We start from the raw sequence: 24,957 nt of genomic DNA on the forward strand, positions 1-24,957 counted from the left end.
CCCTGTACAACTGTGCAATTTTAAATACTCAAAAGCGGGGAAAAAAGTTCCCGCCTTAACTCACATATCGCATTAACCGCGCAATTATTTAGCTTGCGGATTATGCGGCGTATGAATAAATTTCTTGTTAGCGCCTTTAAGTTTAAATAACAAAGCCAGCATTGTAAAGAAGATCAGGGGTATCCTCATTACCGCTCCCAGTAATTTGCTGTTAAAGAACTCTGCAGGTACTGCAACTAATATACCAATGTAACAGCAAACGGTAGCGGTAAGCCAAAGCTGCCAGCTTGGGCCAATGCCGGGCAACACCAACGATATTATCAGCATAAACGGCATCAGGCCCAGCATCAGTATACGGGGGAGTATAGCGGTTTGGTATATCTCGTTAAAATAATCAACATTGCCGTTTTTAAATAGCTCTGTTAAGCCGGTTGCGCCGTAAGTTTTAAGTAGGTTGAACTGCGCCGATAACCAACGGCGGCGTTGCTTCTTAAATACTTCCGGGTTGCTTACCTTTTCGTCATAGATGTATGCTTTATCGGCGTAACTTACATGTATTTTCTGGCGTGTAAGCACAAGGCCCATTTCTTTATCAAAGCCGCCAACAGCATCTATTTGTGCCATTGTTTCCTTAAAAAGCTTAAATTCCAGCACCATGCCCGATCCGATAATGGCTGCCGATAGTTTAAATACCTGCTGGGCCTTGCGGAAGATATGGTTGTTTATCTCTTCGCTAATTGCATCTAATATAGCCACTGGCGTTTCAGTGTTCTTGGCTACGCGATGTCCTTGTATCACACGGTTGCCATCATGTAAATAGTTGTTGATCTGGTGCAGGTAATCCGGCGCTGCAATGTTATCGATATCAAAAACCACGGCAGCATCAAAATCTTCATGGGTGGCTGCAATGGCGGCATGCAGGGCCTTTGATTTAGTACTGCTCTCAAACACAACTTCAACCACTTGTAAAGGCATGGCCTTAAGCTTCTCGACTGTTTCAGGCTGCATGGAGTCAGCAATAACACATACGTGAAACTTATCTTTAGGATAATCGATTGTTAAAGCCTGCGCTGCAGAATTAAGAATGATCTCATCCTCTTTGTAGGCACAAATGTAAATAATGAATTTGCTGAGCCCTTTAGCCGGCGGTGGTGGCTTTATTTTAATTAGCTTGCCTAATACTGAAAAAACAAACAGGTACAAGCTGTAGATACCCAAATAGATGAATATGAGGGTGAAAATTATTGATAATATTGTGATGAGGATACCCATATAAAAGCTTGCTATTGTACGCTGTTATGTTCCGGTTTTGATTTTTCAAGAAAGTTGCTGACAACTCTTTTGATTTCCTGAACACCTAAACTAAAAATATCTTTGACGGTAAATTTAAGATGTTTTTTTAATGCCCAATAACCAAATATCACTCCTGAGAAGAATGTGAAAAGCGATGCTACTGCAACTGCATACAAGCTGTGAAATAACCAGATCCCAATAAAATCACCGGCCACGTTCACTATCAGCATTATAATAACCTTAAGCATGTTAAGATGCGGCTTGTTGATGATATCAAGCGTTACGCCAAAGAAGCGATCGATAGGCATCAGCATAACATAACACATAAATAACCTGAAGATATTTACCGCTTCGGTTTCATGATACTTGGTGCCAAAAAGTATTTCAATAACAATTTTAGCTAACAAAAATGCAGCAATGGCAATAGGTATCAGGGTAACGGTAAGCATGCCTGCATAACGCTTCATAATACTGGCTACTTCGCCTTCCTTCCCTTTGTGCACAGCGGCAGAAAGTTCTGGCAGTGCAACGGCTACACCGGCACGCATGGGTATCTCAAATATCTCCATTAACCTCTGCGGGATATAATACACCGCCAGCAGGGCAGGGTTAAACATTAGTTTAATTATAAAGGTATCAGAGCTGCGCAGCAAGTAAGAACTAATTGAAGTGCCCACGCTAAACTTACCAAAGTGTGCCAGCTTACTCGCAGTTTCCTTTGTTCGGAAACGCAATGTTTTGATCTTAGACCAGCCATTTAAAACTGTGAATACCGATGTGATTGCACTGGCAGCAAAATAGCCATAAACAGCAGTTTGAAAGTTAATTTTGTGCAAAAGGATCAACGTCACAATGAAAATAAAGAAGAGGCCCTGGTTAATTACCTGTAGCAACAGCATCCGGCCAAATTTTTCCTCGGCCTGGAGTAAATAGGAAGCTATAGCGCCCGGAAGTGTGCTTAAATAAATAATGCCAAACCATTGTATAGTTGTTTCGGTATCCGGGCTTTTGCTGCGGTATATAAAGTAAACTACAGCATCTATGGTAACAAAAACCAGCGTTTGCATAATGCCCACATACCATGCAGAGCCCGCCACCTCTGCAGCTGTTTTTTTACTGGTGCCTGCATAAAACTTAATAAGGGAGGTTTGTACAAAGCCGTTCCTGAATGTATCTGCCAGTAGGATGGTTATAAGCAGGAAGATGTAATTACCAAATTCCGGAGCGGTTAGGTTATGCGCCATTAGCGATAGCACCAGCATACCAATTACAGGCATAGCGGCACTGGTTGCCAATGAAATGGTATGTTTGTTAACGAGCTTCCTTAAATCGGGCATATGTAGGTTATACGGCTAAACTCTGTCCCAGTTGCCGGTTTCAAAATTATATTTTTTAATAACTTTTGCGGGGTTGCCCAACGCAACGCAGTACTCGGGGATATCTTTAGTTACTACGCTGCCTGCACCTATAACAGCATGCTTACCGATAGTTACACCTGCTGTAATAACGCAGTTTGATCCTATCCATACTTCGTCGCAAACGGTTATTTGTTTGGTGATCACTTTTTGAAGACGGATGGGGGTATTCACATCTTCAAAACCATGGTTTAACCCAGAAAGGGTGATATTTTGTGCCAGTGTTACATAATTGCCTAATGTAACCGGCCCAATGAGTGTATTACGCAAGCCTATTCCTGTGTGGTGGCCAATGATTATATCTCCAACGCCATTATTGATAACGCTGAAGCTTTCTACCACACTGTATTCGCCCATTGAAAATTTGTTGAAAGGGAAAACATCAAGGCGCGCGCTAAAACTAACTTTTGAGTGCTTACCCCTGTGATGGAAGAACGGCGTTACAAACCACCGCACCCAAAGCCGCGGCGTGGCACGCCCGGGCACCACTATCATCCAATGGACGATCTTTTTTAAGCGTGGGTTTGATTTAACGGTTGATAATAATGACATCTTCTCTGCTTATCAGGCGTTTAATTGGGTCGATTGGTTAACGCTTTTTTCACGTTCTTGTTTATCTAAACGTAAAGTAACGCTTAGCAACGCGCAGGCAAGATAGAATAAAATATTGGATGGATATTGAACTAAAGCTTGCTGTGGATAGTTGCCAATATTAAACACAAAGATAATGAGTACCATAGCCAGGCAATACATTTTTAGCTCAGGATCTTTAATGAGGTAGTAGTTATTGATACCTGTTTTAAGTATCACAAACATCAGCGCACAAAATAGCAGCAAACCTACATAACCCATTTCAACAGCAACGCGTACGTAACCGCTATCAGGCGGGAATTTTGCCAGGAATGAATTTGGCGCAAAACGGCGCCCCCAGATACCAACAGATCCCAAACCACCACCAATAGGATGGGAAAGGATATAAGGTTTTATCTTACGCTGATTCTCTGCCCGTACATTAAATGAAGCGTCGTCTGAAGGGCGAAAAGCCGTTTGGAAACGTTTGATGAATTGATTGGATGTAGGCATAAAAATAAGCGCACCTAAAACAAGCGCTGCAGCGCCTACCATCATCAATATCTTTTTATTATAGTTCATAACGGCCAGCAAAGCTAATGCCGCCGGAGGAAGAACGAAAGCGCCACGGGTACCCGAATAAAGCATCACAAGGAAAAAGAATGGGATGCTTAGACCCAATACAACCTTTTTCCAGGTTTTGATTTTGGTGAATAACAAGCACAGGCATAGTAGTGCAGCTACCACCATGTTGTAAGCGAACGTCACCGGGTCCGGAAATATGGCCACCTTGCGAAGGTGCCCGTTAATATAAAGGAAGCTTAAACGCAGTGGGTCTTGTGCATACCAGGCTTTCTCCATCGGAAGCAAGCCAATGTTTTCCTGCTGGAAACCCGATAAGGCTGAAAGGAACGCCAGTATCAGCCATAACTTGAAAAGGAATTTGATGGTCTTCTTAGTGCGTATCTGATATAAAAAGATAAAATACATCAGCATGATAAATGCTACGGTACGCACTGTGTAGATCCACGCCAGGATGGATGGTGATGCCGGGTTAATGGCTTCGAAAAAGTTGTAGGCAAGCCAGGCCAGGATCCAGTAACTGATAGGATTTTGAAAATGGCTCCAGTCGCGGTCATATTTAAATTTCAGCAGGAAACCTAAGATGAGCAAATAGGTAAGAATATCCAGCACGATACCCGTAGGCGTTTCTGGCGGCAAGGGCTCAGAAATATAATTCATAAAAAATGCCAGTACCATAAACACCGCAATGCCAAATATTGGATACGCAATAATGGCTAAAACCAATGGCACGCCTATGATCAATGCAAGGATAGCCCCGGCTGCAATGATGCCCCCAAAAGCTATAGCCACTGCAATAAGCGCAGCCACGGGTAAAAACACAAGGATCATGGTAGGCGTGCTTAATTCGCCTGTTACCAATTTGCGGTAAAAGCTTATGACCGAGTTACTTTTTTGCGCCTGATTAAGCATTGGCAAGTAATTTAGAAGAACAAAATTTTAGCTGCCCAAATAAACACACCCACAAATGCAAGCCAAATGGCAGCCTTGCGGCTGCGTTGCTGTAGCGGTTTGAGTTCTGCAAACTCGTCGCACGCTTCTTTTTGCTCAACTATTTTTGGTTCTATCCTCATCTCGGGGTCGCCGTCGTAAAAATTAAGCAGCTTGCTCTAAAATTTTTCTATATCGGGGCTGGTCTTATTCAACACCCAACCTGCAAATTTCGCATTCAAGTTACGCAGGTATTCAACATCGGCTTGTTGCGCTTTATTAATACCCTTGTTGGCCTCGTATATGGCAATCACCTTGTTTGCAAATAATATCCACTCTTTAGATTTATTTAAAGATGATAGCGGCGGCGTTTCAATAATAATGATATCATACTTCATCTTCAGCTCATTGAAACGGGTTCTGATGAAATTTTCGTCGCTTAGTTCTAAAAGTGTAATATCTCCACCGTGCGTACCCATTACATTGGTGGTAACCGCAATCGAATTATAGTTATCCGGATTGTTCTTGAAATAATCCTCAACAAAAACTTTCGGCTGTATAGCTTCGGTAAGGCTTGGGTGGTCAAAGTTGCCGTCAATCAACAACACCTTTTTATTGATCATGGCGTAGGAGTAAGCCAAACTGGTACCCACTACTGATTTACCCTCGTGGTTAATTAAGCTGGTAACTGCTAAGATCTTATCGCCTTTAAGTTCCTGATCTATCTCAAATCTTAATGATCTCGTTAATTCTTTAAATAGCCGCATACGTTCGCGGTTCTCTACATCCCAAAGCTTGCGAAGGTCTAAAGTGCCCTCAATTGTGTTCAAATGGCCAAGTAGTGGTAAATGGGTGCGCTTAACCAGGTCGGCAGGCTGTTTAATGGTATCATCAAAGAACCAGCCTATGAACAAAACTATAACGCAAATAGCAAAGGCTACCACGCCTGCAACGGCGGTAAGCAACAATTTTTTAGATGGCTCGGCAGCATCCGGCATAGCTGGTTCAACTTGTCTCAACTTTATTGAGAAGGTAGATTGCAGGTTGGTTTGGTTATATTTATTCAATATATCCAGGTATTCCTTGCTGGCAATATCTATATCGTAGTTATAATTTTTAACAGTAGCATCAAAAGGAACCAGGCGATTGAATTTAGCGTTCAGTTCATCCAAACTTTTATTGATAGCCCTGATACTTGACTGCGCCATATCACGGTTTATCTCAAGAGTAATTTTTTGGCGTACCAACTCATCTTTGGCGGTGAGCGGACTGCTGATGTACTTATCAGACGTTTGATTGATCTGTGCTGTTAATTTTGCCTGTAACGAATCTAACGCAACTTTAAGCTTAGGATCGAAACCACTGCGCACGTAGCGGTCATTAAGGATATGTAACTGATCCTGCGTGTTGGTAACGGCCTGATTGTATTTGCTTACGGTAGATTCAATATAACCACGATCTGCAGGCGTAAATTTGGCATTTAACTGTCTTATAGCGCCATTGTTTGATGCTACATCTTTTTCTGCCTGTTGCTTGCGATCGTTAAAAACTATTATCTGGTCAAATATCGATTTTGACTGCTCGTCCAGGTTAAGGATGCCGTTCTTAATCTTGTATTCACGCAGCTCTTCTGTTTTTTTGTTAAGCGTTGCGCGTTTCTCATCGAGTTGTTTAAGCAGATAGTTTACAGCATCTGTTTCATTCTTACGCACCGTGTGAGTGTAGTAATCGATAAACTGCGTACAAAGCACGTTCACAACAAATGCTGATAATTGCGGATTTTCAGATTCATAACTTACCGTAATAAAATCCGAATCCTCATCGCGGTTTATTGACAGGTCTTTCCTGAGCGAACGCTCGTCATATTTCATGGAGCGTAGCAACTCATTCAAACCGTTCTCATCTCGGTTATAGTAGGAGAGAGCTTCGCGTTTTTCAAATTTTTCTTTAAAAACCTGTATAGCATGCGCACGCGCAGAGGGGTTCATGCTCTTATAAAGCTTGCTTTCCGGCTTAAACTGGCTACTGCTGGTCAGGTCGTGCAGCATCAATTGGTATGATACCTGGTTAATGAGCGTTTTTAGCTTCATTATCTCAACCAGGTTACTAAACTCATGAGCGATAGATTGCTCCTTTGACGATGCGTTAGGGTCGTTATCCAATAGCTGGCGCGATTGATCTACGATACCTGTAGCTATCTGTGAAGTAGAGATATATTTATCCGGAAGATTTTTTAAAGCAAAAAAGGCAATTGCAACTGTAACTATTGGGATAACGATAAGCAGGAGCCGGCGTTTCCAAAGCAATTTAAAAAAGTTACCTAACTCCATTATTTAACGTCTTCTAATTTAACACCCAGGTACTCTTCCAAATTGGTTTTGGCAGTAAGCACATTCAATTCTGTAATTACCTTGAATGAGTTTTGATTGTACAAACTGGTCAATGCTTCATTATAATCATGAAAGGTAGTTTCGCCCTTCTGGAAAGTGTACTTTAATTGTTTAACCGCTATTTCACCATCAGTAACAGCGCGCGAACGGTTGCGCAGATCTGCCTGCGCCTCTAAGTACGCAAAGTATAAACGCTTTACGGTAGCTTCGAGCGTTAAATTATACTGCTGCTGCTGATAAAGCGCTATGTTATAGGTTTCGTGCGCGGCTTTGGTTGCAAATGGTTTTGAAAGCAGCGTACCAATGTTTACAGAAATACTGATCTGGTAACCGTTAAAGAAGGTAGGGTTCACCAGGTTAAGTGAGTTACGCGGGCTATAAATATAAGAAGCTGTAAATGCATCAAACCAGGCCATTTTTGACTGGGTAAGTAAAGCTTTTGATGAATTTACGGTTGCCTGCCTAACCTTAATTTCTGGATAGTTGCGCTTAGCGGTAGCTATTAATTTGTCGAGATAAGAATAGTTAACGTCTGATAAAAAAGATTCCTGCTGCGCGTTAACACGCGTAAAGGAAAGGGATAATAAAAGTAATAGGCTTAAAAACGTAACTTTTCTTTTCATAGGGTTATACTTTCTCTTTTTGGAACAAGGCAGGTACCGTACCTGCAATTATTTTAAGATCAAGCCATAAAGAGTACTTCTGTGCATAAAAATTATCGAGCTTTTTGCGTTCGCGTTCGCTCATGTCTTCCTTACCACGTTTGCTTATCTGCCATAGGCCCGTTAACCCGGCCGGGCCTAAAAACCGCATAGACCACTCGTTTGACGTAAGCATTTCTGCTTCATATACCGGTAGGGGCCTATTACCAACTACAGACATATCACCTTTAATAATGTTTATCAATTGTGGTAATTCGTCTAAACTGCTACTCCGCAAAAAACTGCCTAATTTAGTAATCCGAGGGTCATTCTTAAACTTTACAAACGCTGCTTTGTTTGCACCGCTTTCTTCGGCAGCATATTGGTTATGCTCCTCGGCCATTTTTGCAAGCAACTGATCGGCATCAGTACGCATACTGCGGAACTTGTAAAAATCAAAAACCTTGTAACCGGTACCAACTCGTTTGCTTTTGTAAAATATAGGTCCTTTCGAATCCAATTTGATCAGGATAGCGACTATCAACATTATTGGCGACAGGCAGATCAGCATTCCCCAGGCAATTACCAAGTCGAGCAAGCGTTTACCAACCGGCATCTTATAACTGGTATCAACCTCTTTTGAGAGCTCAAGCAGGCGTGGTTTTATCAGCTTAAACCTTACCAGAAAATTCAGGCGCTCGCGCAGATCTGATGTTGCAAAAGGGTAGGTGTAAAAATCATGCAATTTCATGCGCATGGCTTTCTGTACCTGCTCTTTATTCTTTTTGGTAGACAGCATTACGATGATCAGACCATTCATCAGCATGTTTTTACGCAAACGCTCTACAAGGGCAAAGCATTCTTCGTCTTTATCCACCTCAACCAAAATTATTTCCGGAATGGTGAGTAGAGATTGTTCGCCAAGGTAAGTTTCCAGTTTCTGAACGGTATCACTATAGGTAATGCTGAATGAATTGCCAAGATCTGCTGCGATAAGTTCTTTAAGTTCCAAACCGGCATAAGCAACTCTTACCTGCGAGCTGGAATTTTGATTCCAATCAGTTGATGTCTGCGGCGTCATAAACTTGTAATGCTTGATTAATGGCGTTCTTTAATTCAGTTGGATTAAAGGGTTTATGCATATATGCATCAACTTTAAATGGCATTTTGGCAACCTGTTCGTCAAGGTCATGTGCTGCTGAGAGCATAATTACCGGAATATCGCGATAAAAGCCGCTTATTTTAACATTCTTGAGAAAAGACTGGCCGTCAAAATAAGGCATTTGCAGGTCAGATATGATCAGTTTGGGCATGTTCCCGTCCTCAAGCCAGCTAAAGGCCTCAATGCCGTTGTTTTTAACCACAATTTCGTAGTCTTTAGACAGTATGAAGTTGAGCAGTTTAAGTATGCTCAGGTCGTCATCAACAATCAGTAAAGTTTTTTTCATACCAACTCTAATGGTGGATTTATTGCTATAAAGATGAATTTTTTATACAACATGCCCTAAAATATTGTACCAAATATCAGGGGGGATGATAACTGATAACGTTCAATCGGTTATAACACAGTCCACTACGGGAAAATTTTAGCTGTGATTACTTTTTTAAAAGTAAGTTAAATATCTGATAGTGGATTAAATTCCGCAAATCGGGATTTAAATTGTTAAAAAATATCTTCAATGTGGAATAATTTAGGGTGGTTGTATTAAGTTTACGGAGGGTTTAAAATAAGGTTTCGTACGCATGCAAAAATATTATTTAGGGGTAGATCTGGGTACTGGCAGCGCAAAAGCAGTGGCAATTGATGCTGATGGGAATACACTGGCCACTGCCCAGGATCATTACAATTTTTTGCAGCCCCAACCAGGATACGCCGAGCAAGATCCCGAACTGATATGGCAGGCGTTTTTAAGCTGCCTGCAGCAAATTGATGATAAACTGAAAGAAACGCCTGCTGCCATAAGTTTCAGCAGCGCTATGCATAGCATAATGGCGGTTGATATAAACGGAAAGCCTTTGGTGAATGCGATGCTATGGTCTGATGCCCGCAGCGGCGCTATAGCAGAGGAACTTAGAGCAGGTGAGCATGCCCAGGAGCTTTATAAACATACAGGTACGGCTATTTATGCCATGTCGCCATTGTGCAAGATCATGTGGCTTAAACAACATGAGCCGGACATTTTTGCAAAAACGCACAAGTTTATTTCTATAAAGGAATACATCTGGTTTAAGCTTTTTGGCGTTTACGAGGTGGATCAATCTATAGCATCCAGCACAGGTATGTTTGACATTATTGATCTGAAATGGTACGCGCCGGCACTGCAAATAGCCGGCATTAACACCGGGAAGCTATCAACCCCGGTTGAAACAACCTATAGCCGTAAGCTTACAAACAACACCAGCATTAAAGGTTTGAGTTCTGAAACTTTAATATTTACCGGCGCCAGTGATGGCTGTTGCGCAAACTTAGGTGGTAACGCGATAAATGCGGGAGTGGGAGCGTTGACCATTGGTACCAGTGGGGCAGTTAGGGTAGGCAGCGACCGCCCCATTTATAACTTTAAGGCAATGACGTTTAACTACCTGCTTAAAGCCAACACATTTATTTGTGGCGGTGCCGTAAATAACGGAGGTGGGGCAGTTAACTGGCTGTTGCAAAATTTTCTAAAAAACGATCTTAACGAAGAAAATTACAAAGGGTTTTTTAACCAGGTGGAAAGCATTGCACCAGGAAGTGAGGGCTTGCTATTTCTGCCGTATTTGTACGCCGAGCGTACACCGGTTTGGGATGCAAAAAGTTCGGCCTCATTTATCAATATCAGCGCTAAGCACCAGCAAGCACATTTTTTACGCGCAGGTTTAGAAGGAATATGCTTTGCCTTAAATGATGTATTAAACGCGGTAGAGCAAGGCGGCGGATTAGTAAATGAACTGGTTATCAGCGGTGGTTTTATAGCTTCGCCGGTTTGGGTGCAGATGCTTGCGGATATTACGGGTAAGCGTTTGTTGATCCTGCAGTCAGATGATTCATCTGCTATCGGGGCTATTTACCTGGCCATGGAAACTATGGGTATAGCTATTGAAGCAATTATGCAAAAAGAAACAGGTACCCGTACTGTGATAAGTCCGAACCTTGAGATACATGCCAGGTATAAACAGATCTTTGTTGTTTATCAAGGATTATATGGCACAATCAAGGAATCGGTGCATCATTTGCACAGCATTGCTACACTATGATATCATAACACCAGGCTTGTTCACTAATGGCAACTTAATGAAGTTGCCATCCACGATACTCTCCGGCAAAAAGATAAATTTCTTGTCGAATATCTCACGGCCTATATAATAGCTTACCCAATACTCATTTGCCAAACCGAAGGTTTGCTCGTCGATCGGTTCTATCAATTTGTAAGAGTTAGCTTCGATACGGGGAAAGGAATGCCTTAATACAGATGTTTTAACCTGCTCGCCATCCTTTTCGCCATAACCTTTAGAGGTGATCAAAACATTTTCGATAGCCTCATTTTTCAGATTAACGATATAAACATACCATGTTTTAGCTTCAACGCTTTCGCTTTCAAGTGCCACAACAACAGCTATGTCTTTTACGATATTAGGAGGAAGGTCTTTGATCATGTTTGAGTTGTAAGTTTAAAAGGTTGTGAAATCGAAAATTAGATCCTGCAGCTCCACAACCTTTTAACATTTTACTTCTTTTTCTTTACTGCCGCTTTCTTAGCCGGTGCTTTGGCTGCTGCCTTTGCAGGCGCAGCTTTACCGAAACGGCCCTTTTTAGGTGTTGCCGGTGTGGCGTCAGCCAAGGCTTTACACTCTTCGTATGTCAACGATTTTGGGTCTTTATCTTTGGGTATCTTAACGTTTAATTTACCAAATTCGATGTAAGGGCCCCATCGACCGTTCAATACTTTAACTTCAGGGTCTTCATCAAAGGTTTTGATGAGTTTTTCAGCGTCTTTTTTACGCTTGTCTTCAATCAGTTGTATCGCCTGTTCCTCAGTAACATCCAGCGGATCGATCTCTTTTGGTAACGATACAAAGGCTCCGTTATGGCTGATGTAAGGCCCAAACCTACCGATGGCTACCTTCATTACTTTGCCTTCGTATTCCCCCACAGCTTTTGGAAGCTTGAATAACTCAAGTGCTTCTTCAAGCTTAATGGTTTCAATACTTTGGCCGGTTCGTAAGCTTGCATAAAGGGGCTTTTCGGCATTGTCGTCAGTAGCGGTTTCGCCAATTTGTACAAACGGGCCAAACCTGCCTATGCGTACAGATACCTTTTTTCCATTCTCAGGGTGAATACCTAATTCGCGCTCGCCGGTGGCTTTATCCGCAGTAGCGATGGTGCTCTCTACGTCTTTATGAAATGGATCATAGAAGGTGCGGATCATCTTCGTCCAGTCCTTAAGGCCCTGGGCTATTTCATCAAATTGTTTCTCAACACTGGCAGTGAAGTTAAAGTCAACAATACCGTTGAAGTGTTGTACCAGGAAATCGTTCACAACCGCACCAATGTCGGTAGGGAAGAGCTTGCCTTTTTCCGCACCGGTGTTCTCGGTTTTGGTTTCCTTGTTTATGTTCCCGTTTTTCAACGTCAGCACCTGGTAGTTGCGCTGGCGGCCCTCACGTTCTTCCTTCACTACGTAACCGCGGTTCTGAATAGTAGAAATGGTAGGGGCGTAGGTTGATGGTCGGCCGATGCCCAGTTCTTCCAGTTTCTTTACCAGGCTTGCCTCGGTGTAGCGGGCAGGCGGGCGCGAGAATCTTTCGGTAGCGCTTAATTCCTGCAACTCCAGCAACTGGCCTTTTGCCAACGGAGGCAATATTGCATTATCGCTTTCAGTATTTTGGTTGTCGTCTTCTTCGTCGTTACTTTCCAGGTAAACTTTCAGGAAGCCGTCAAATTTCATTACTTCGCCATTGGCAACCAATTCGTCTTTACGGGTAGAAATGCCAATACGTGCAACGGTTTTCTCAAACTGCGCCTCGCTCATTTGCGATGCTATGGCACGTTTCCAGATCAGTTCATACAGGCGCTTCTCATTACTTTCTCCATCAATAGTATGATTATTAAAGTATGTAGGGCGAATGGCTTCGTGAGCTTCTTGCGCACTGGCATTTTTGGTTTTGTATTTTCTAAGCTGATGGTATTTATCTCCATAAGCTGAAGTGATCTCGTTTTCAGCAGCGCTTAAAGCAGTATCGCTTAGGTTCACGGAATCAGTACGCATATAGGTGATATATCCTGACTCGTACAAACGCTGTGCAACCTGCATGGTACGTGCTACCGAATAACCCAGCTTGCGGCTGGCTTCCTGCTGTAAGGTGGAGGTGGTAAACGGTGCAGCCGGCGAACGTTTTGTTGGCCTTGTATCTAAAGAGTTCACATTAAATGCAGCGTTAGCGCAATCCTGTAAGAACTTTTCGGCATCTTCCTGTTTGCTGAAACGTTCTGGTAGTTCTGCCTTAAATGCATTGCGGCCTTTATCAAAAATGGCAACGATCTTATAAGCAGCTTCGCTTTTAAACCTGTTTATTTCGCGTTCGCGCTCTACTATCAAGCGTACGGCTACTGATTGTACACGGCCGGCAGACAGCGATGGTTTAACTTTCTTCCATAAAACCGGCGAAAGTTCAAAGCCTACAAGTCTATCCAGCACACGTCGGGCCTGTTGCGCATTTACCAGGTTGTAATCTATCTTACGTGGATTATCAATAGCACGTAAAATAGCCGGTTTGGTTATTTCATGGAATACAATGCGTTTGGTGGCAGGCTCTTTTAGCCCCAATGTCTCAAACAAGTGCCATGATATTGCTTCTCCCTCGCGGTCCTCATCGGATGCGAGCCATACCATGTCGGCTTCCTTAGCTAATTTCTTTAACTCGCTAACTACCTGCTTTTTATCTGCAGGTACCTCATATTTTTGTTGAAAATTATTGTCAATATCTATGGCGTCCTCAGACTTCACCAGATCGCGGATGTGGCCGTAGCTCGACTTCACCGTAAAGTCCTTTCCAAGGTAACCTTCGATGGTTTTGGCTTTTGCCGGGGATTCAACTATGAGTAGATTTTTCGCCATTAAACACTAATATTTTTTGCAAAGAAAACATAAAGTAATAGAAACGCAAATTGTTTATCAGGTTTAAAAGTTCACAACATCCGTTAAAAAGTTGCGATGTTGTAATGTTGTAAGGCTTTTCAGCAAGAAAAGTTTTTATTTTTTGGAGTTGAAAAGTTTCAATGTTGTAAAGTTGAAGTATTGAAAAGTTATCAAACGCAAGAGGTACCGGTTGGAAACAACATTCCAACCTTTAAACTTTAAAACAAAACTGTTACAGCAAAAAGCCACCACCAAGCAGGTCGTTTCCTTCGTAGAATACTGCCGACTGGCCAGGGGCAATGCCCGACACCATATGATCAAACGATACCTTCATGTGGTCGCCTATCTGTAATATCTTACTTTCGGCACCTGTATCCTTGTAGCGGATCTTGGTTACCGCAGCAAGTGGTTCGGTAATGCTTTCGTATTTAATGAGATTAAGATTACGTACCCACGCTTCTTTACGTTGCAATTCATCTGCAGTACCTAATACAACAGTGTTGGTATCAGCCTGTATCTGTGTAACAAACATAGGCTGACCTAAAGCTATACCTAAGCCTTTACGTTGCCCAATGGTGTAATAAGGGTAACCCTGATGTTTACCTACAATGGTACCATCTGTCAACACAAAATTTCCCTGACCTATTCGATCGTCAAGGTCTTGCACCTTGTGACGTAAAAAGGCACGATAATCATTATCGGGCACAAAACAAATCTCGTAACTTTCACTTTTGCCGGCGAGCTCCAATTGTCCCATGTCGACCGCCATCTGGCGTATCTCGGGCTTAGAAAAGCTACCCAGCGGGAATTTGGTACGAGCAAGGTTCTCCTGCGATACGCCCCAAAGCACGTATGACTGATCTTTATTTTCGTCTTTACCTTTTGATATCACATAGCGGCCATTATCCTGCTGGCGGATATTGGCATAATGGCCTGTTGCAATAAATTCGCAATCAAGTTTATCGGCGCGTTTTAACAATGCTTCCCATTTGATATGGGTATTGCAAAGCACGCAGGGGTTAGGGGTACGGCCTGCAAGATATTCGTCAACAAAGTTATCGATCACAAAATCGCCAAACTCGTTACGGATATCCAATATATAATGCGGGAAGCCATAACCAACGGCTAAGGCACGGGCGTCATTGATACTATCCAGACTGCAGCATCCGGTTTCTTTTGAACTACCGCCACTTGCGGCATAGTCCCAGGTTTTCATGGTAAGGCCTATCACCTCATAGCCCTGCTCGTGCAGCATAACTGCTGCTACAGAACTATCAACACCGCCGCTCATGGCCACCAGGATTCTACCGTGCTTACTCATAATAGCTGCAAAGATAAGCTTTACTTGTGTATAATGCCTGTGGGTAAGGTCAGTAAAGGGTAAAATGGTGGGTGGTGAGTAATCTGTATTGAATAACGGTTAGATGAGATCAGTACTTTTTAAAGATAGGCTTATCCATTGGCGTCCATAAACATGCTTTTTGCCCGCAAGCCTTTAATGCATTGTTTGCCCATGTGTTGCAGGTGTAAAAGAGGTTATACCTTCTATGGGCTTCGTAGAAGGCATCTGTGTCGCCGTAGTTGGCAGTAGTTTTTATATCGATGTAGTTGCCTGCGCTGTCGGTCTTAAAACTTTGGCTGATGTACGCTACTAATCTTTTGTGTTGCTCTTTTGTGAGGGTGATCTTTTTGCAGGATGCATCTTCCGTTAGGTTATTGTAGAAGGTAGCATGTATGGCCGAGGTACTTAAACCGGTTGCTGCCTTAAAAGCCACGCTGAATTTGAGCTGGGCCCAGGTGGGCGTGTTAAGATAAAAGCCCTTATCTCCCCATCCAAAAGCTACTAATCTTGCAGTCGTATCCGGTTTACGCACATTTTTAAATTCAACTTTTTTACTCCAATCTGCCGCGTCGCTTTCAACCGGTACAACAACATCGGTGTGTACACCATTGGTGAGGATGTAAATGTCGACGTTTTTTGTGTCGGATGTGTTTTCTGCTGGTGTGCTGATAGCAGATAAGCCAAACGCCGCTATTAAGTAAAGGGCAATAAACCCAATGAAACACAGCAGGGTACGAAGTGTTATTTAATGAGCTTTCTCATGTGAGAATTGGTACGCTTAATACCAATTGTTGTTTAAGGTAACCCAATAAATCAGGCAGGCTCTTTACCATCCTTTTTCATATGTTCTATTATTCTGGCGCGGTGTTGTGTACCCCATTCGCGTAAACTGTCTATTATAGGGTTAAGCGTTGCAGCGTACGGTGTTATTTCATAAGAAACAGTCACGGGAACGGTATTAAAAACTTTGCGCTCTACAAACTCGTTCATTTCCAGCTCGCGTAATTCTTTGGATAAAACCTTGGGTGTTATATCTACTAACGAACGCTGTAATTCGTTAAAGCGCATAGGGCCATCGCGCAGCAAAACGATCACCTGTATCTTCCATTTGCCGCTTAGCACGTAAAGCGTATCTCTGATGGCGTTGAGTGCGCCGTTACATTCTGAAGTGATATGTTTTACTCCTGTCGACATATCCACAAAGCTAATAACTATCCACAAGGATACTGCTATCCTTTGGGATAGTAATATCTTTTTAATAGCGGCTATATTTAGGTTTGCATGGTAATTAAATACTCAGAAAATGAAAATACTACATTTAATATCAAGCCCGCGCGGCAACGAATCGTACAGCATTAAATTGGGTAACGCCATTGTTGAAAAACTTTTGGCAGCCAATCCCGGCAGCAGCGTGAAAACGCATGACCTGGTTAACAAACCTTTCCCTCACCTGGAAGAGGCGCACCTTGCATCTTTCTTTACACCGGCCGAACAACATACACCAGAGCTTGCCGAAGCAATAAAGCACTCAGATGAAGCTTTACAAGAATTATTTGAGGCCGATGTTTTGGTGATCGGCGCACCTATGTACAACTTTAGTATCCCATCAAGCCTAAAAGCCTGGATCGATCATATAGTACGTGCGCAAAAAACTTTTAAATATGGCGAAAACGGCCCGATTGGTTTAGTTGAAGGCAAACGTGTATACGTAGCCATATCATCAGGCGGTGTTTATTCTGAAGGTAACCTTAAAGCGATTGATTTTATAGAGCCATACATCAAAACGGTATTCGGCTTTTTAGGTATGACCAATATCAGTTTCCATCGTGCAGAAGGGTTGAAGATCCCCGGCCTGCAAGAAACCGCGCTTGAAAAAGGTATAGCTTCTGTTGAAGTATAAAACGAAAGAGCGGGATCATACTCCCGCTCTTTTTAGTTTTGCCTTATCTGCCCGTTTCCTTTAACTATCCATTTGTAACTGGTAAGTTCCTGCAAGCCCATAGGCCCGCGGGCATGGAGTTTTTGGGTGCTGATACCTATTTCGGCACCCAAGCCGAACTGGGCACCATCGGTAAACGCTGTTGACGTATTTACATAAACTGCAGCTGCATCCACACGGTTAAGGAAGGTTTCGATGTTAAGCTCGTCTTCCGATATGATTGCTTCACTGTGTTTTGAACTGTGCTGGGCAATGTGCTGTAATGCTTCTTCAAGCGTATCTACTGTTTTAATGGCCATCCTCATAGATAAAAATTCGGTGCCAAAATGCGAGGCTTGTGCTAAATTAAGCAGATCGGCAGGGTAGTGGCCATCCAGTGTTTCAAATGCGCGTTTATCTGCAAATAATTCTACGCCTTTTTTAGCTAAGGGTTCGGCAATATGTATAAGGTCGCCCAGGCGTTTACTGTTGATGATGAGACAATCCAACGCATTGCAAACACTTACGCGACGGGTTTTGGCATTCTCGATAATGGGAATAGCTTTATTCAGATCACCGGTTTCGTCAATGTAAGTATGAACAATACCGGCACCGGTTTCTATTACGGGCACCTTGCTGTTATTCCGCACAAAATCGATAAGCGATTGGCTGCCACGAGGTATTAACACATCTACATAACCAATAGCGTTAAATAAAGCTTCAGTAGCGGCGCGGTCTGCAGGGAGCAGGGTTGCAGCATTAACATCAATATTGTTGGCTTTAAGCACACTATGTATAATGCTGATGATAGCCAGGTTAGAAAACTCGGCATCGCTGCCACCTTTTAATATTGAAGTATTGCCGGTTTTAAAACACAGTGCAAACACATCAAAAGTAACATTTGGCCTTGCCTCGTAAATTACCCCAACTACGCCGAGCGGCACACTTACTTTTTTGATAAGCAAGCCGTTAGATAAAGTATTATCAAGTAAAATCTTACCCAAAGGGTTTGGCAAACCGGCCACGTTCTCAATATCGGCAGCTATGCTTTTGATCCGCTCTTCCGTTAGTTTAAGGCGGTCATATTTAGGATCGGCAGCGTTCATACGATCAAGGTCTTTTTGGTTTTCCTGTAGCAAAAGGGGTGTTTCCTCAATGGCTGCCTTTGCCACATCTTTAAGTACTTTATTAATAATCTCTGCAGTAAGCGCTGCTTTGCGAGATGCTGCTACTGCCTGATCAAAATATTGTTGGTATGCCATGTTTTAACTCTGTAAATAAAGGTAATCGTAATGTACAAGGGCGCGCTGGTTCTTTTGTCCGGCATATTCACGGGCTTTTTCAGATCCATATTCGGCCAGGCCCAAGCCAATTACCTTTTTGTTCTCGTCGATAATTTTTATGATCTCACCCTTTTTAAAATCAGCAACAATATCAGTTACGCCAACCGGTAGTAAGCTGGAAGCTTTATTGGATGTAAGTGCCGTTTTAGCTCCTTCGTTAACCTGTACAACGCCTTTAGCGGAGTTCTCAGAGTGCGCTATCCATTTCTTTTTGCCCGATGCAATTTTAGCGGGAACGAAGCGCGTATGTTCTATTTTATTCTCCAGTACATCTAAAAGCACATTAAGGCTGGTACCATTAGCTATGTGAACAGCAATGCCCAATTGCGCAACTTTATGAGCTATGGTTGATTTTGTTATCATCCCGCCACGGCCAAACTGTGATTTGCCCGAGCTTACAAATGATGCAAAATCAAGTCCGCCGTTTGTTATCTCGGTGATAACGGATGAGCCGGGCAGTTTAGGGTCGCCGGTGTAAATGCCGTTAACGTTGGTTAGCACGATGAGCGCCTGGGCGTTCAGCATAGAGGCCAGCAGGCCCGCCAGTTCATCGTTATCGGTAAACATCAGTTCGGTTACCGATACCACATCGTTTTCGTTAATAACCGGGATAACCTGGTGCTGTAACAATATCTCCAGGCAGTTGCGCATGTTAAGATAATGCAGCCTGTCCCGAAAATCCTCTTTGGTCACCAATACCTGCGAGCAGAGCATATCATACTTTTCAAACAGGGCAGAGTAGGTGTTAATCAATTTTACCTGGCCTATAGAAGCCAGCAACTGGCGAATGGCCACAGCATCTGATCTCTCAGAAACACTGATCAAACTACGGCCGGATGCTACTGCGCCGGAGGATACCAATATTACCTCGATACCTTGCTTTTTTATTGTCGCTATCTGGTCTACCAGATGTGCTATCCTGTCGGTATCAGGCAAGCCATCAGGGCGGGTTAATACGTTTGAACCAATTTTTATAATGATGCGGCGATAGGAGAAGGACATTAAAGTATATTAATTTAGTAGACAATTATACGCATTTGAAGCTAAATAATCTACATTTTGCTATTTGCTGATTGACAGGAAGATAAATTTTATGAAAGTTTTTTTGGATGCTATCAAACAATTAATATTTTTGTCGAGTAATTCTATAGACAATGTATTATTTATACCCCGTATCATTAAACTTTAAAAGAAACATGCAGCCCTCAACTGCATGCTGTTGCTGCTGCTGTTAAACCTACCCGGCACGGCGCCAACCTGTTCACATTTTTTCAACTAAACTCAATGCAACCTATTTCATGAAATCTTTTAAAAGTTTAATAAAACTTATCGTACTTTTTTTAGTCCTTGTCCCGGGCCTGGCCTCGGCGCAACTTAACGGCAGTTATATCTTAAGCGGCCAGGTTAAAGATGATCATGGCCAGCCACTTGTAGGTACCACAGTATCTATTAAAGGCACAGATAACAAAACATCAACAGATAGCACCGGTAAATTCTCACTAACTACCCAAGCAAAATTCCCTTATACTTTAATATTCAGTGCAGTAGGTTATCATTCACAAGAGTTTACCATTCGTAATGTAAATAGCAATGTAAACGTTCAACTTACCACGCAATCTTTATTAATCAACGAGGTGGTGGTTACTGCATCACGCCGCGAGGAGAAGTTATTAAGATCACCTGTAGCCATCGAGAAATTGAGCATAACAGCTTTGAAGCAGTCGCCTGGCCCAAGTTTTTACGATGCTTTAGAGAACGTTAAAGGCGTGCAGATGACCACAACCAGCATCACGCTTAAGGTACCCAATACACGCGGTTTTAACAGCCCCAACAACTTCAGATTTATGCAACTGGTGGATGGTGTGGATATGCAGTCGGCAACTTTGGGCGTACCGCTGGGTAACGCCATTGGCCCAACTGAGCTGGATATTGCCAGTTTAGAGATAACGCCGGGCGCTGCTGCTGCGCTTTACGGTACCAATGCAATCAACGGTTTATCAAACTTATTTACCAAAGATCCTTTTAAAACGCAGGGCTTGAGTTTTTACCATCGTACGGGTGTGAACCACGTAGATAATATAGGCGTGAACGCGAGCACTATTAATGAAACTGCTATCCGCTTTGCTAAAGCGTGGAATAATAAGTTCGCGTTCAAAGTAAACGCCAGCTATTTAACCGGTACTGATTGGCAATCAAACACCCGCCTGGATCAAAACCCAGGCAATCTAAAAACAGCTAACCCTGCTTATCCGGAACTAACCGGCGTTAACAACGCTGCTTATGACGGGTGGAATAAATATGGTGATGATGCATTGGCGGGAAGTAACACCGTATCTATAAAGGGTATCGTGGTTGATGGTGTTGCGAGGCCTAACCTTACTGTTGCCCGTACAGGTTATAACGAGGTTGACTTGGTTGACCCTAAGGTTACCAACCTTAAACTGGATGGAACATTAGCTTATAAGTTTAATCCCGATCTGCAATTATCATATACTTACCGCTACGGCCGTATGGACGGCGTTTTTCAACGCGGTAACAAAATATCACTGAATGGTGCAACTGTACAAAACCATAAAATAGAACTAAAAGGTAAAGAGTTTTTGGTGCGTGCGTACGAGTCTATCGAAAATACCGGTAACTCATTCAACGTAAAACCGCTGGCCGATAACCTTGACCTTAACCATGCCAGCAATAGTGCATGGGCTACAACTTATAAAAACGCTCTAACTAACTACGCTAATGCAAACGGCGGACTGACCTCTGCTAACCTCGCGGCTGCCACACAGGCAGCGCGTGCAGCCGCGGATGCCGGGAGGGTGGAGCCCGGCACCCCGGCTTTTGATGCACTACGTAAAACCATCATAGGCATCAATAATTGGGATATTAAATCGAGCCTTATACCTGATGCGCCGGTTACCGGTGGCGCTGCTTTTGTGCAAAAAAGCCATTTATATAACGCCGAAGCACAGTACGACTTGAGTAACAGGATCAAATTTGTTGACCTTCTGGTAGGAGCCGATGTACGTGTTTATTCTATCATCCCTGATGGTAATAATTTCGTTGATTTTAGCCGCTCAATTGCTGACCGTAACAAGCCACTGGCCGATGGCAGCTTTGGCGATAACGTGATCTACAAAAAATACGGCGCTTTTGCGCAGGCAACAAAGACATTCTTTGATGAAAAGTTGAAATTATTTGGTTCGTTACGATACGACTATAACCCATACTTTGATCCTAAGTTTACACCGCGTTTGGCTGCTGTTTATTCACCTAATGCTAACCACAACTTTCGTTTTACGTTCCAGAATGGTTACCGTTTCCCATCGTTATTTGAGGCATTATCTTATGTGAATAATGGCCGCGTTAAACGCGTCGGCAGTTTGGAGTTTATCAACGAAGGCTTGGGTTACCTGAATAACAGCTACACGCAGCAATCGGTTACTGCATTCAACGCGGCAGTAAAAGCGCAGTCAGCATCAGGCGATGATGCTACGGCTTTAAAGAACAGAAACCTGCTACAAGTTGCCGACCTGCCAAAAGCCCGCCCCGAACAGATCACATCCTTTGAAGTTGGCTACAAGGGTGTTTTATTTGATAACAAAGTTTTTCTTGATATTGATGCCTATGCTAATCGTTACAATGGTTTCCTTGGCCAGGTGCAGGTATTTGTACCGAACGGAGCAACCGTTGGCAGCGATGCCGCTGTATTAGCCATGCTGGATATTAACCGCGACCCTACAACGGCTACAGCGAACAACGCAGCCAGCCAGGGCCAGAGCCGTTATCGTGTGTACACTAACGCTAAGAACATCTATAACAACTATGGTTCATCAGCAGGTTTAAGCTGGAACTTTTATCAGCGCTACACAGTATCAGGTAATGTTAGCTTCAACAAACTGAAAGCACAGACAGCATCAGACATATTCGTTACCGGCTTTAACACGCCTGAATGGAGCGGTAATTTTTCCTTCGGTAACCGCGAAGTGGTTAAGAATTTTGGTTTCAATGTAGTGTACAAATGGCAGCAATCATACCTGTGGGAGAGCCCGTTGGTTACGGGCCAGGTACCTGCCGTCGGTACCGTGGATGCACAGGTTACCCTGCGTGTGCCGGTTTATTATGCTACGTTTAAAATTGGAGCCAGCAACGTATTTAACAAACGCTACATACAATATGCAGGCGGCCCAACCATCGGGGGCATTTACTATGCCTCGGTTACGCTGGATGGCTTGCTGAGTAAGTAGACAGTGGTTAATAGGTAATAGATCATAGTTCATGGTAAGATTTGCACTGAACAATGATGGATGAACCATGCGACATAAAGATCCTATTGTTTTTTAGGTATAATTTAGTTTTTCTCAAAAGCGGGCGGGCGAGCTGCCCGCTTTTTTTGTTTATGGAAGATATTATCTTTGGTAAACCTTGCGTGCCTTATCATGTTCAAAAGCAAACTTCTTTTTTTCTCCGTTTTAATATTTCTTATTATCAACACCCTCTATTTCTGGGAAGGGGCTTTGGGTGGTTTCAATATGTTATTATGGCTATTTTTAGTAATAGCGTTTGTCGTTTTATTTTTCGATGCTTTACGTCAGCTTTATTTTGCAGTTAAAGAGAACTTTAAAAATAAGCAGCGATTATATAAGGCCGGTTTGGTGTTGCTATTTTTAGCACTTATCGCTTTGCGACCATTCGGGATAATAAACTATAGCGATTTTGAAAGTAAGAGTGTATTAGTTGCAGGCAGAGAGGGAGTGGCAAATTGCACAACAACATTAATGCTGAAACAGAATGGCCGGTTCAAAATGAGAAGTATCTGTTTTGGTATAGATGATGAAATTGGTTTCTATACGATTAACAAGGATACGATCAAGTTCAGTAATCCATCATCTCGCAACACTGATAGATATGATTATGCTGTTTTAGACAGCACAAAAAGGAATCTGATATTCAAGAAAGGTAATAAAGTTGTACCGCCAACAATTCTTGCCGTTGTCCATAACGAGACCGAACTCCGCTAAATTATTTGTCGGCAAACGGCCAACAAAAAGCCCTGCACAAGTTGCACCTCATGCAGGGTTAGATTCACTTAATTGAGTATAATAATCGGTTAAATTATTCTATTCTACAGACTGCCTAAGCATCAATGCGCCGACAGTTACATTGGTGCGGCTATCAATAATGACAGCGCCACCGTTTGCTTTATTTTCCTGGTAAGGATCAAAAGCCAGAGGTTCGGCGGTTTTGATCACCACTCTGCCAATGTCGTTCAGTTTAAAATCTTCGTCAAAATCTTTTTCAAGCGTGTTAATGTTCACCTTGTGTATTACTTCGCGGATTTTGCAGCGTACGGTTTTGGTGTTATGCTGCACCAGGTAGGTGAGGGAAGTATCCAGTCCGCGGATATCCATCCAGCAAAGGTCAGCTTCTATAACGCTGCTAAGCTGCGGCTCGCCGGCGCTGTTCACAATCGTATCACCACGACTGATATCGATATTGTCTTTTAGATGCACCGTTACCGACATACCCGCTAAAGCTTCGGCAGGTTGGGTATCATATAACTCTATCTTTGAAATAGTTGAGGTAAAGCCGGATGGCAGAATGGTAACCTTATCATTTACTTTAAACGATCCGCTTGATACACGGCCGGCGTAACCGCGATAATCGTGCAGTTCGTCGGTTTGCGGGCGTACCACCCACTGCACAGGCAGGCGGGCATGGGTTGAAGTGTTATCCCTGTTGATCTCCACGTTCTCTAAATGGTGTAGTAGGCTATCGCCTTTATACCAGCTTATAGCAGTTGATGGATAAACAATATTATCACCCTTCAAAGCACTTACTGGTATGAAGGTCACATCCGCTATATTCAGTTTGGCAGCTATTTTTTGATAGTCAGCAACGATATTACTGAAAACATCCTCGCTGTAATCCACCATATCCATTTTGTTGACGGCAATAACTACTTTTTGGATCTGCAGCAGCGATACCAGGAACGAGTGGCGGGTAGTTTGCTCAACTACTCCTCTACGCGCATCTATCAATATAATAGCCAAGTCGGCATTACTGGCACCGGTAACCATGTTGCGGGTGTACTGGATATGACCGGGAGCATCAGCTATAATGAACTTTCGTTTATCGGTCTCAAAGTATTTGTAGGCCACATCAATGGTGATACCCTGCTCGCGCTCAGCTTTAAGGCCGTCGGTTAAAATCGCAAGGTCAATGGTGCCGTCGTCGTTTTTACGGTTTGATGCGTGCAGAGCTTCCAGTTGGTCGGCCAATATAGCATCACTATCATAAAGTAATCTGCCTATCAATGTGCTCTTGCCATCATCAACACTACCTGCCGTTATAAATTTTAGTATATCCATTTAGTTTATTTTCATTCCCCTCTGGAGAGGGGTTAGGGGTGTGTTA

General features: G+C 42.9%; 21 protein-coding genes. 4 read left to right on the forward strand and 17 right to left on the reverse strand.

The window, feature by feature from the left end; genetic code table 11:
- Positions 1-84 precede the first annotated feature (84 nt).
- The 9 genes from INP83_RS14005 to INP83_RS14045 are packed head-to-tail and all read right to left on the reverse strand — an operon-like array spanning position 85 to position 9,269.
- Positions 85-1,272 (reverse strand): glycosyltransferase family 2 protein, encoded by a 1,188-nt coding sequence (locus INP83_RS14005; RefSeq protein ID WP_219124733.1) that lies wholly within the window; start codon positions 1,270-1,272, stop codon positions 85-87.
- Between the two features lie 11 nt (positions 1,273-1,283).
- Positions 1,284-2,630, reverse strand: a complete 1,347-nt coding sequence (locus INP83_RS14010) for a lipopolysaccharide biosynthesis protein (RefSeq protein WP_219124734.1) — start codon at positions 2,628-2,630, stop codon at positions 1,284-1,286.
- 15 nt (positions 2,631-2,645) lie between these two features.
- Positions 2,646-3,260, reverse strand: a complete 615-nt coding sequence (locus INP83_RS21295) for a DapH/DapD/GlmU-related protein (protein WP_146272214.1) — start codon at positions 3,258-3,260, stop codon at positions 2,646-2,648.
- Between the two features lie 12 nt (positions 3,261-3,272).
- Positions 3,273-4,772 (reverse strand): O-antigen ligase, encoded by a 1,500-nt coding sequence (locus INP83_RS14020; RefSeq protein WP_219124735.1) that lies wholly within the window; start codon positions 4,770-4,772, stop codon positions 3,273-3,275.
- A gap of 11 nt (positions 4,773-4,783) precedes the next feature.
- Positions 4,784-4,933 carry a hypothetical protein gene (locus INP83_RS14025; protein WP_219124736.1) on the reverse strand — a complete coding sequence of 50 codons (150 nt, stop codon included), beginning with the start codon at positions 4,931-4,933 and terminating at the stop codon, positions 4,784-4,786.
- A gap of 36 nt (positions 4,934-4,969) precedes the next feature.
- Positions 4,970-7,120, reverse strand: a complete 2,151-nt coding sequence (locus INP83_RS14030; protein WP_219124737.1) for a Wzz/FepE/Etk N-terminal domain-containing protein — start codon at positions 7,118-7,120, stop codon at positions 4,970-4,972.
- Entirely contained in the window at positions 7,120-7,803 is a 684-nt protein-coding gene (locus tag INP83_RS14035; protein WP_219124738.1) for a TolC family protein, read from the reverse strand. Before INP83_RS14035 ends, INP83_RS14030 begins: the two co-directional genes overlap by 1 nt.
- Positions 7,804-7,807: 4 nt before the next feature.
- Positions 7,808-8,902 (reverse strand): sugar transferase, encoded by a 1,095-nt coding sequence (locus INP83_RS14040; protein ID WP_219124739.1) that lies wholly within the window; start codon positions 8,900-8,902, stop codon positions 7,808-7,810.
- Positions 8,880-9,269 (reverse strand): two-component system response regulator, encoded by a 390-nt coding sequence (locus tag INP83_RS14045; protein WP_146272219.1) that lies wholly within the window; start codon positions 9,267-9,269, stop codon positions 8,880-8,882. The genes INP83_RS14040 and INP83_RS14045 overlap by 23 nt, the downstream gene beginning before the upstream one ends.
- A 295-nt stretch (positions 9,270-9,564) precedes the next feature.
- Here INP83_RS14045 and INP83_RS14050 point away from each other — a divergent pair, with 295 nt between their 5' ends.
- Entirely contained in the window at positions 9,565-11,058 is a 1,494-nt protein-coding gene (locus INP83_RS14050) for a gluconokinase (protein ID WP_219124740.1), read from the forward strand.
- Here the strand turns inward: INP83_RS14050 and INP83_RS14055 are convergent.
- From INP83_RS14055 to INP83_RS14075, 5 genes are all read right to left on the reverse strand, one after another.
- The gene (locus tag INP83_RS14055; RefSeq protein WP_219124741.1) at positions 11,053-11,457 is read right to left on the reverse strand and encodes a hypothetical protein; all 405 of its coding nucleotides are present in this window, start codon (positions 11,455-11,457) and stop codon (positions 11,053-11,055) included. The genes INP83_RS14050 and INP83_RS14055 overlap by 6 nt on opposite strands.
- A gap of 71 nt (positions 11,458-11,528) precedes the next feature.
- Positions 11,529-13,919: a type I DNA topoisomerase gene (gene topA / locus INP83_RS14060; protein WP_219124742.1), complete on the reverse strand. Its 2,391-nt coding sequence runs from the start codon at positions 13,917-13,919 to the stop codon at positions 11,529-11,531.
- Positions 13,920-14,172: 253 nt separating this feature from the next.
- The gene (gene mnmA, locus INP83_RS14065) at positions 14,173-15,261 is read right to left on the reverse strand and encodes a tRNA 2-thiouridine(34) synthase MnmA (RefSeq protein WP_219124743.1); all 1,089 of its coding nucleotides are present in this window, start codon (positions 15,259-15,261) and stop codon (positions 14,173-14,175) included.
- Between the two features lie 109 nt (positions 15,262-15,370).
- Positions 15,371-16,027: a TIGR02117 family protein gene (locus tag INP83_RS14070; RefSeq protein WP_219127690.1), complete on the reverse strand. Its 657-nt coding sequence runs from the start codon at positions 16,025-16,027 to the stop codon at positions 15,371-15,373.
- Between the two features lie 68 nt (positions 16,028-16,095).
- Positions 16,096-16,476, reverse strand: a complete 381-nt coding sequence (locus INP83_RS14075; RefSeq protein ID WP_219124744.1) for a helix-turn-helix domain-containing protein — start codon at positions 16,474-16,476, stop codon at positions 16,096-16,098.
- Positions 16,477-16,585: 109 nt separating this feature from the next.
- Between INP83_RS14075 and INP83_RS14080 the strand changes: the two genes are divergently transcribed.
- Complete coding sequence (locus INP83_RS14080; RefSeq protein ID WP_219124745.1) at positions 16,586-17,182, forward strand: FMN-dependent NADH-azoreductase; 597 nt, start codon at positions 16,586-16,588, stop codon at positions 17,180-17,182.
- 32 nt (positions 17,183-17,214) lie between these two features.
- On the opposite strand, the gene INP83_RS14085 is transcribed toward INP83_RS14080, so the two are convergent.
- Positions 17,215-18,462, reverse strand: a complete 1,248-nt coding sequence (locus INP83_RS14085) for a glutamate-5-semialdehyde dehydrogenase (protein WP_219124746.1) — start codon at positions 18,460-18,462, stop codon at positions 17,215-17,217.
- Positions 18,463-18,465: 3 nt separating this feature from the next.
- Positions 18,466-19,545 carry a glutamate 5-kinase gene (gene proB / locus INP83_RS14090; RefSeq protein WP_219124747.1) on the reverse strand — a complete coding sequence of 360 codons (1,080 nt, stop codon included), beginning with the start codon at positions 19,543-19,545 and terminating at the stop codon, positions 18,466-18,468.
- A 296-nt stretch (positions 19,546-19,841) separates the two neighbouring features.
- Here proB and INP83_RS14095 point away from each other — a divergent pair, with 296 nt between their 5' ends.
- Positions 19,842-22,787 carry a TonB-dependent receptor gene (locus INP83_RS14095; protein WP_219124748.1) on the forward strand — a complete coding sequence of 982 codons (2,946 nt, stop codon included), beginning with the start codon at positions 19,842-19,844 and terminating at the stop codon, positions 22,785-22,787.
- A 192-nt stretch (positions 22,788-22,979) separates the two neighbouring features.
- A complete protein-coding gene (locus tag INP83_RS14100) occupies positions 22,980-23,561 on the forward strand; it encodes a hypothetical protein (protein ID WP_219124749.1) in 582 nt (193 codons plus the stop codon).
- A 99-nt stretch (positions 23,562-23,660) separates the two neighbouring features.
- On the opposite strand, the gene INP83_RS14105 is transcribed toward INP83_RS14100, so the two are convergent.
- On the reverse strand, positions 23,661-24,911 hold the full coding sequence (locus INP83_RS14105; protein ID WP_219124750.1) for a sulfate adenylyltransferase subunit 1: 1,251 nt from the start codon (positions 24,909-24,911) through the stop codon (positions 23,661-23,663).
- Positions 24,912-24,957: the final 46 nt, after the last annotated feature.

It is taken from the genome of Mucilaginibacter sp. 21P (assembly GCF_019331605.1).
GTDB lineage: Bacteria > Bacteroidota > Bacteroidia > Sphingobacteriales > Sphingobacteriaceae > Mucilaginibacter > Mucilaginibacter achroorhodeus.

What these genes read in the sequence shown, in the direction of transcription:
- INP83_RS14045 (WP_146272219.1), bottom strand. Translation starts at nt 9,269, where the DNA reads ATGAAAAAAACTTTACTGATTGTTGATGACGACCTGAGCATACTTAAA.
- INP83_RS14095 (WP_219124748.1), top strand. Translation starts at nt 19,842, where the DNA reads ATGAAATCTTTTAAAAGTTTAATAAAACTTATCGTACTTTTTTTAGTC.
- INP83_RS14010 (WP_219124734.1), bottom strand. Translation starts at nt 2,630, where the DNA reads ATGCCCGATTTAAGGAAGCTCGTTAACAAACATACCATTTCATTGGCA.
- INP83_RS14025 (WP_219124736.1), bottom strand. Translation starts at nt 4,933, where the DNA reads ATGAGGATAGAACCAAAAATAGTTGAGCAAAAAGAAGCGTGCGACGAG.
- INP83_RS14085 (WP_219124746.1), bottom strand. Translation starts at nt 18,462, where the DNA reads ATGGCATACCAACAATATTTTGATCAGGCAGTAGCAGCATCTCGCAAA.
- mnmA (WP_219124743.1), bottom strand. Translation starts at nt 15,261, where the DNA reads ATGAGTAAGCACGGTAGAATCCTGGTGGCCATGAGCGGCGGTGTTGAT.
- proB (WP_219124747.1), bottom strand. Translation starts at nt 19,545, where the DNA reads ATGTCCTTCTCCTATCGCCGCATCATTATAAAAATTGGTTCAAACGTA.
- INP83_RS14100 (WP_219124749.1), top strand. Translation starts at nt 22,980, where the DNA reads ATGTTCAAAAGCAAACTTCTTTTTTTCTCCGTTTTAATATTTCTTATT.
- INP83_RS14075 (WP_219124744.1), bottom strand. Translation starts at nt 16,476, where the DNA reads ATGTCGACAGGAGTAAAACATATCACTTCAGAATGTAACGGCGCACTC.
- INP83_RS14030 (WP_219124737.1), bottom strand. Translation starts at nt 7,120, where the DNA reads ATGGAGTTAGGTAACTTTTTTAAATTGCTTTGGAAACGCCGGCTCCTG.
- INP83_RS14040 (WP_219124739.1), bottom strand. Translation starts at nt 8,902, where the DNA reads ATGACGCCGCAGACATCAACTGATTGGAATCAAAATTCCAGCTCGCAG.
- INP83_RS14055 (WP_219124741.1), bottom strand. Translation starts at nt 11,457, where the DNA reads ATGATCAAAGACCTTCCTCCTAATATCGTAAAAGACATAGCTGTTGTT.
- INP83_RS14020 (WP_219124735.1), bottom strand. Translation starts at nt 4,772, where the DNA reads ATGCTTAATCAGGCGCAAAAAAGTAACTCGGTCATAAGCTTTTACCGC.
- INP83_RS21295 (WP_146272214.1), bottom strand. Translation starts at nt 3,260, where the DNA reads ATGTCATTATTATCAACCGTTAAATCAAACCCACGCTTAAAAAAGATC.
- INP83_RS14050 (WP_219124740.1), top strand. Translation starts at nt 9,565, where the DNA reads ATGCAAAAATATTATTTAGGGGTAGATCTGGGTACTGGCAGCGCAAAA.
- INP83_RS14035 (WP_219124738.1), bottom strand. Translation starts at nt 7,803, where the DNA reads ATGAAAAGAAAAGTTACGTTTTTAAGCCTATTACTTTTATTATCCCTT.
- topA (WP_219124742.1), bottom strand. Translation starts at nt 13,919, where the DNA reads ATGGCGAAAAATCTACTCATAGTTGAATCCCCGGCAAAAGCCAAAACC.
- INP83_RS14080 (WP_219124745.1), top strand. Translation starts at nt 16,586, where the DNA reads ATGAAAATACTACATTTAATATCAAGCCCGCGCGGCAACGAATCGTAC.
- INP83_RS14105 (WP_219124750.1), bottom strand. Translation starts at nt 24,911, where the DNA reads ATGGATATACTAAAATTTATAACGGCAGGTAGTGTTGATGATGGCAAG.
- INP83_RS14005 (WP_219124733.1), bottom strand. Translation starts at nt 1,272, where the DNA reads ATGGGTATCCTCATCACAATATTATCAATAATTTTCACCCTCATATTC.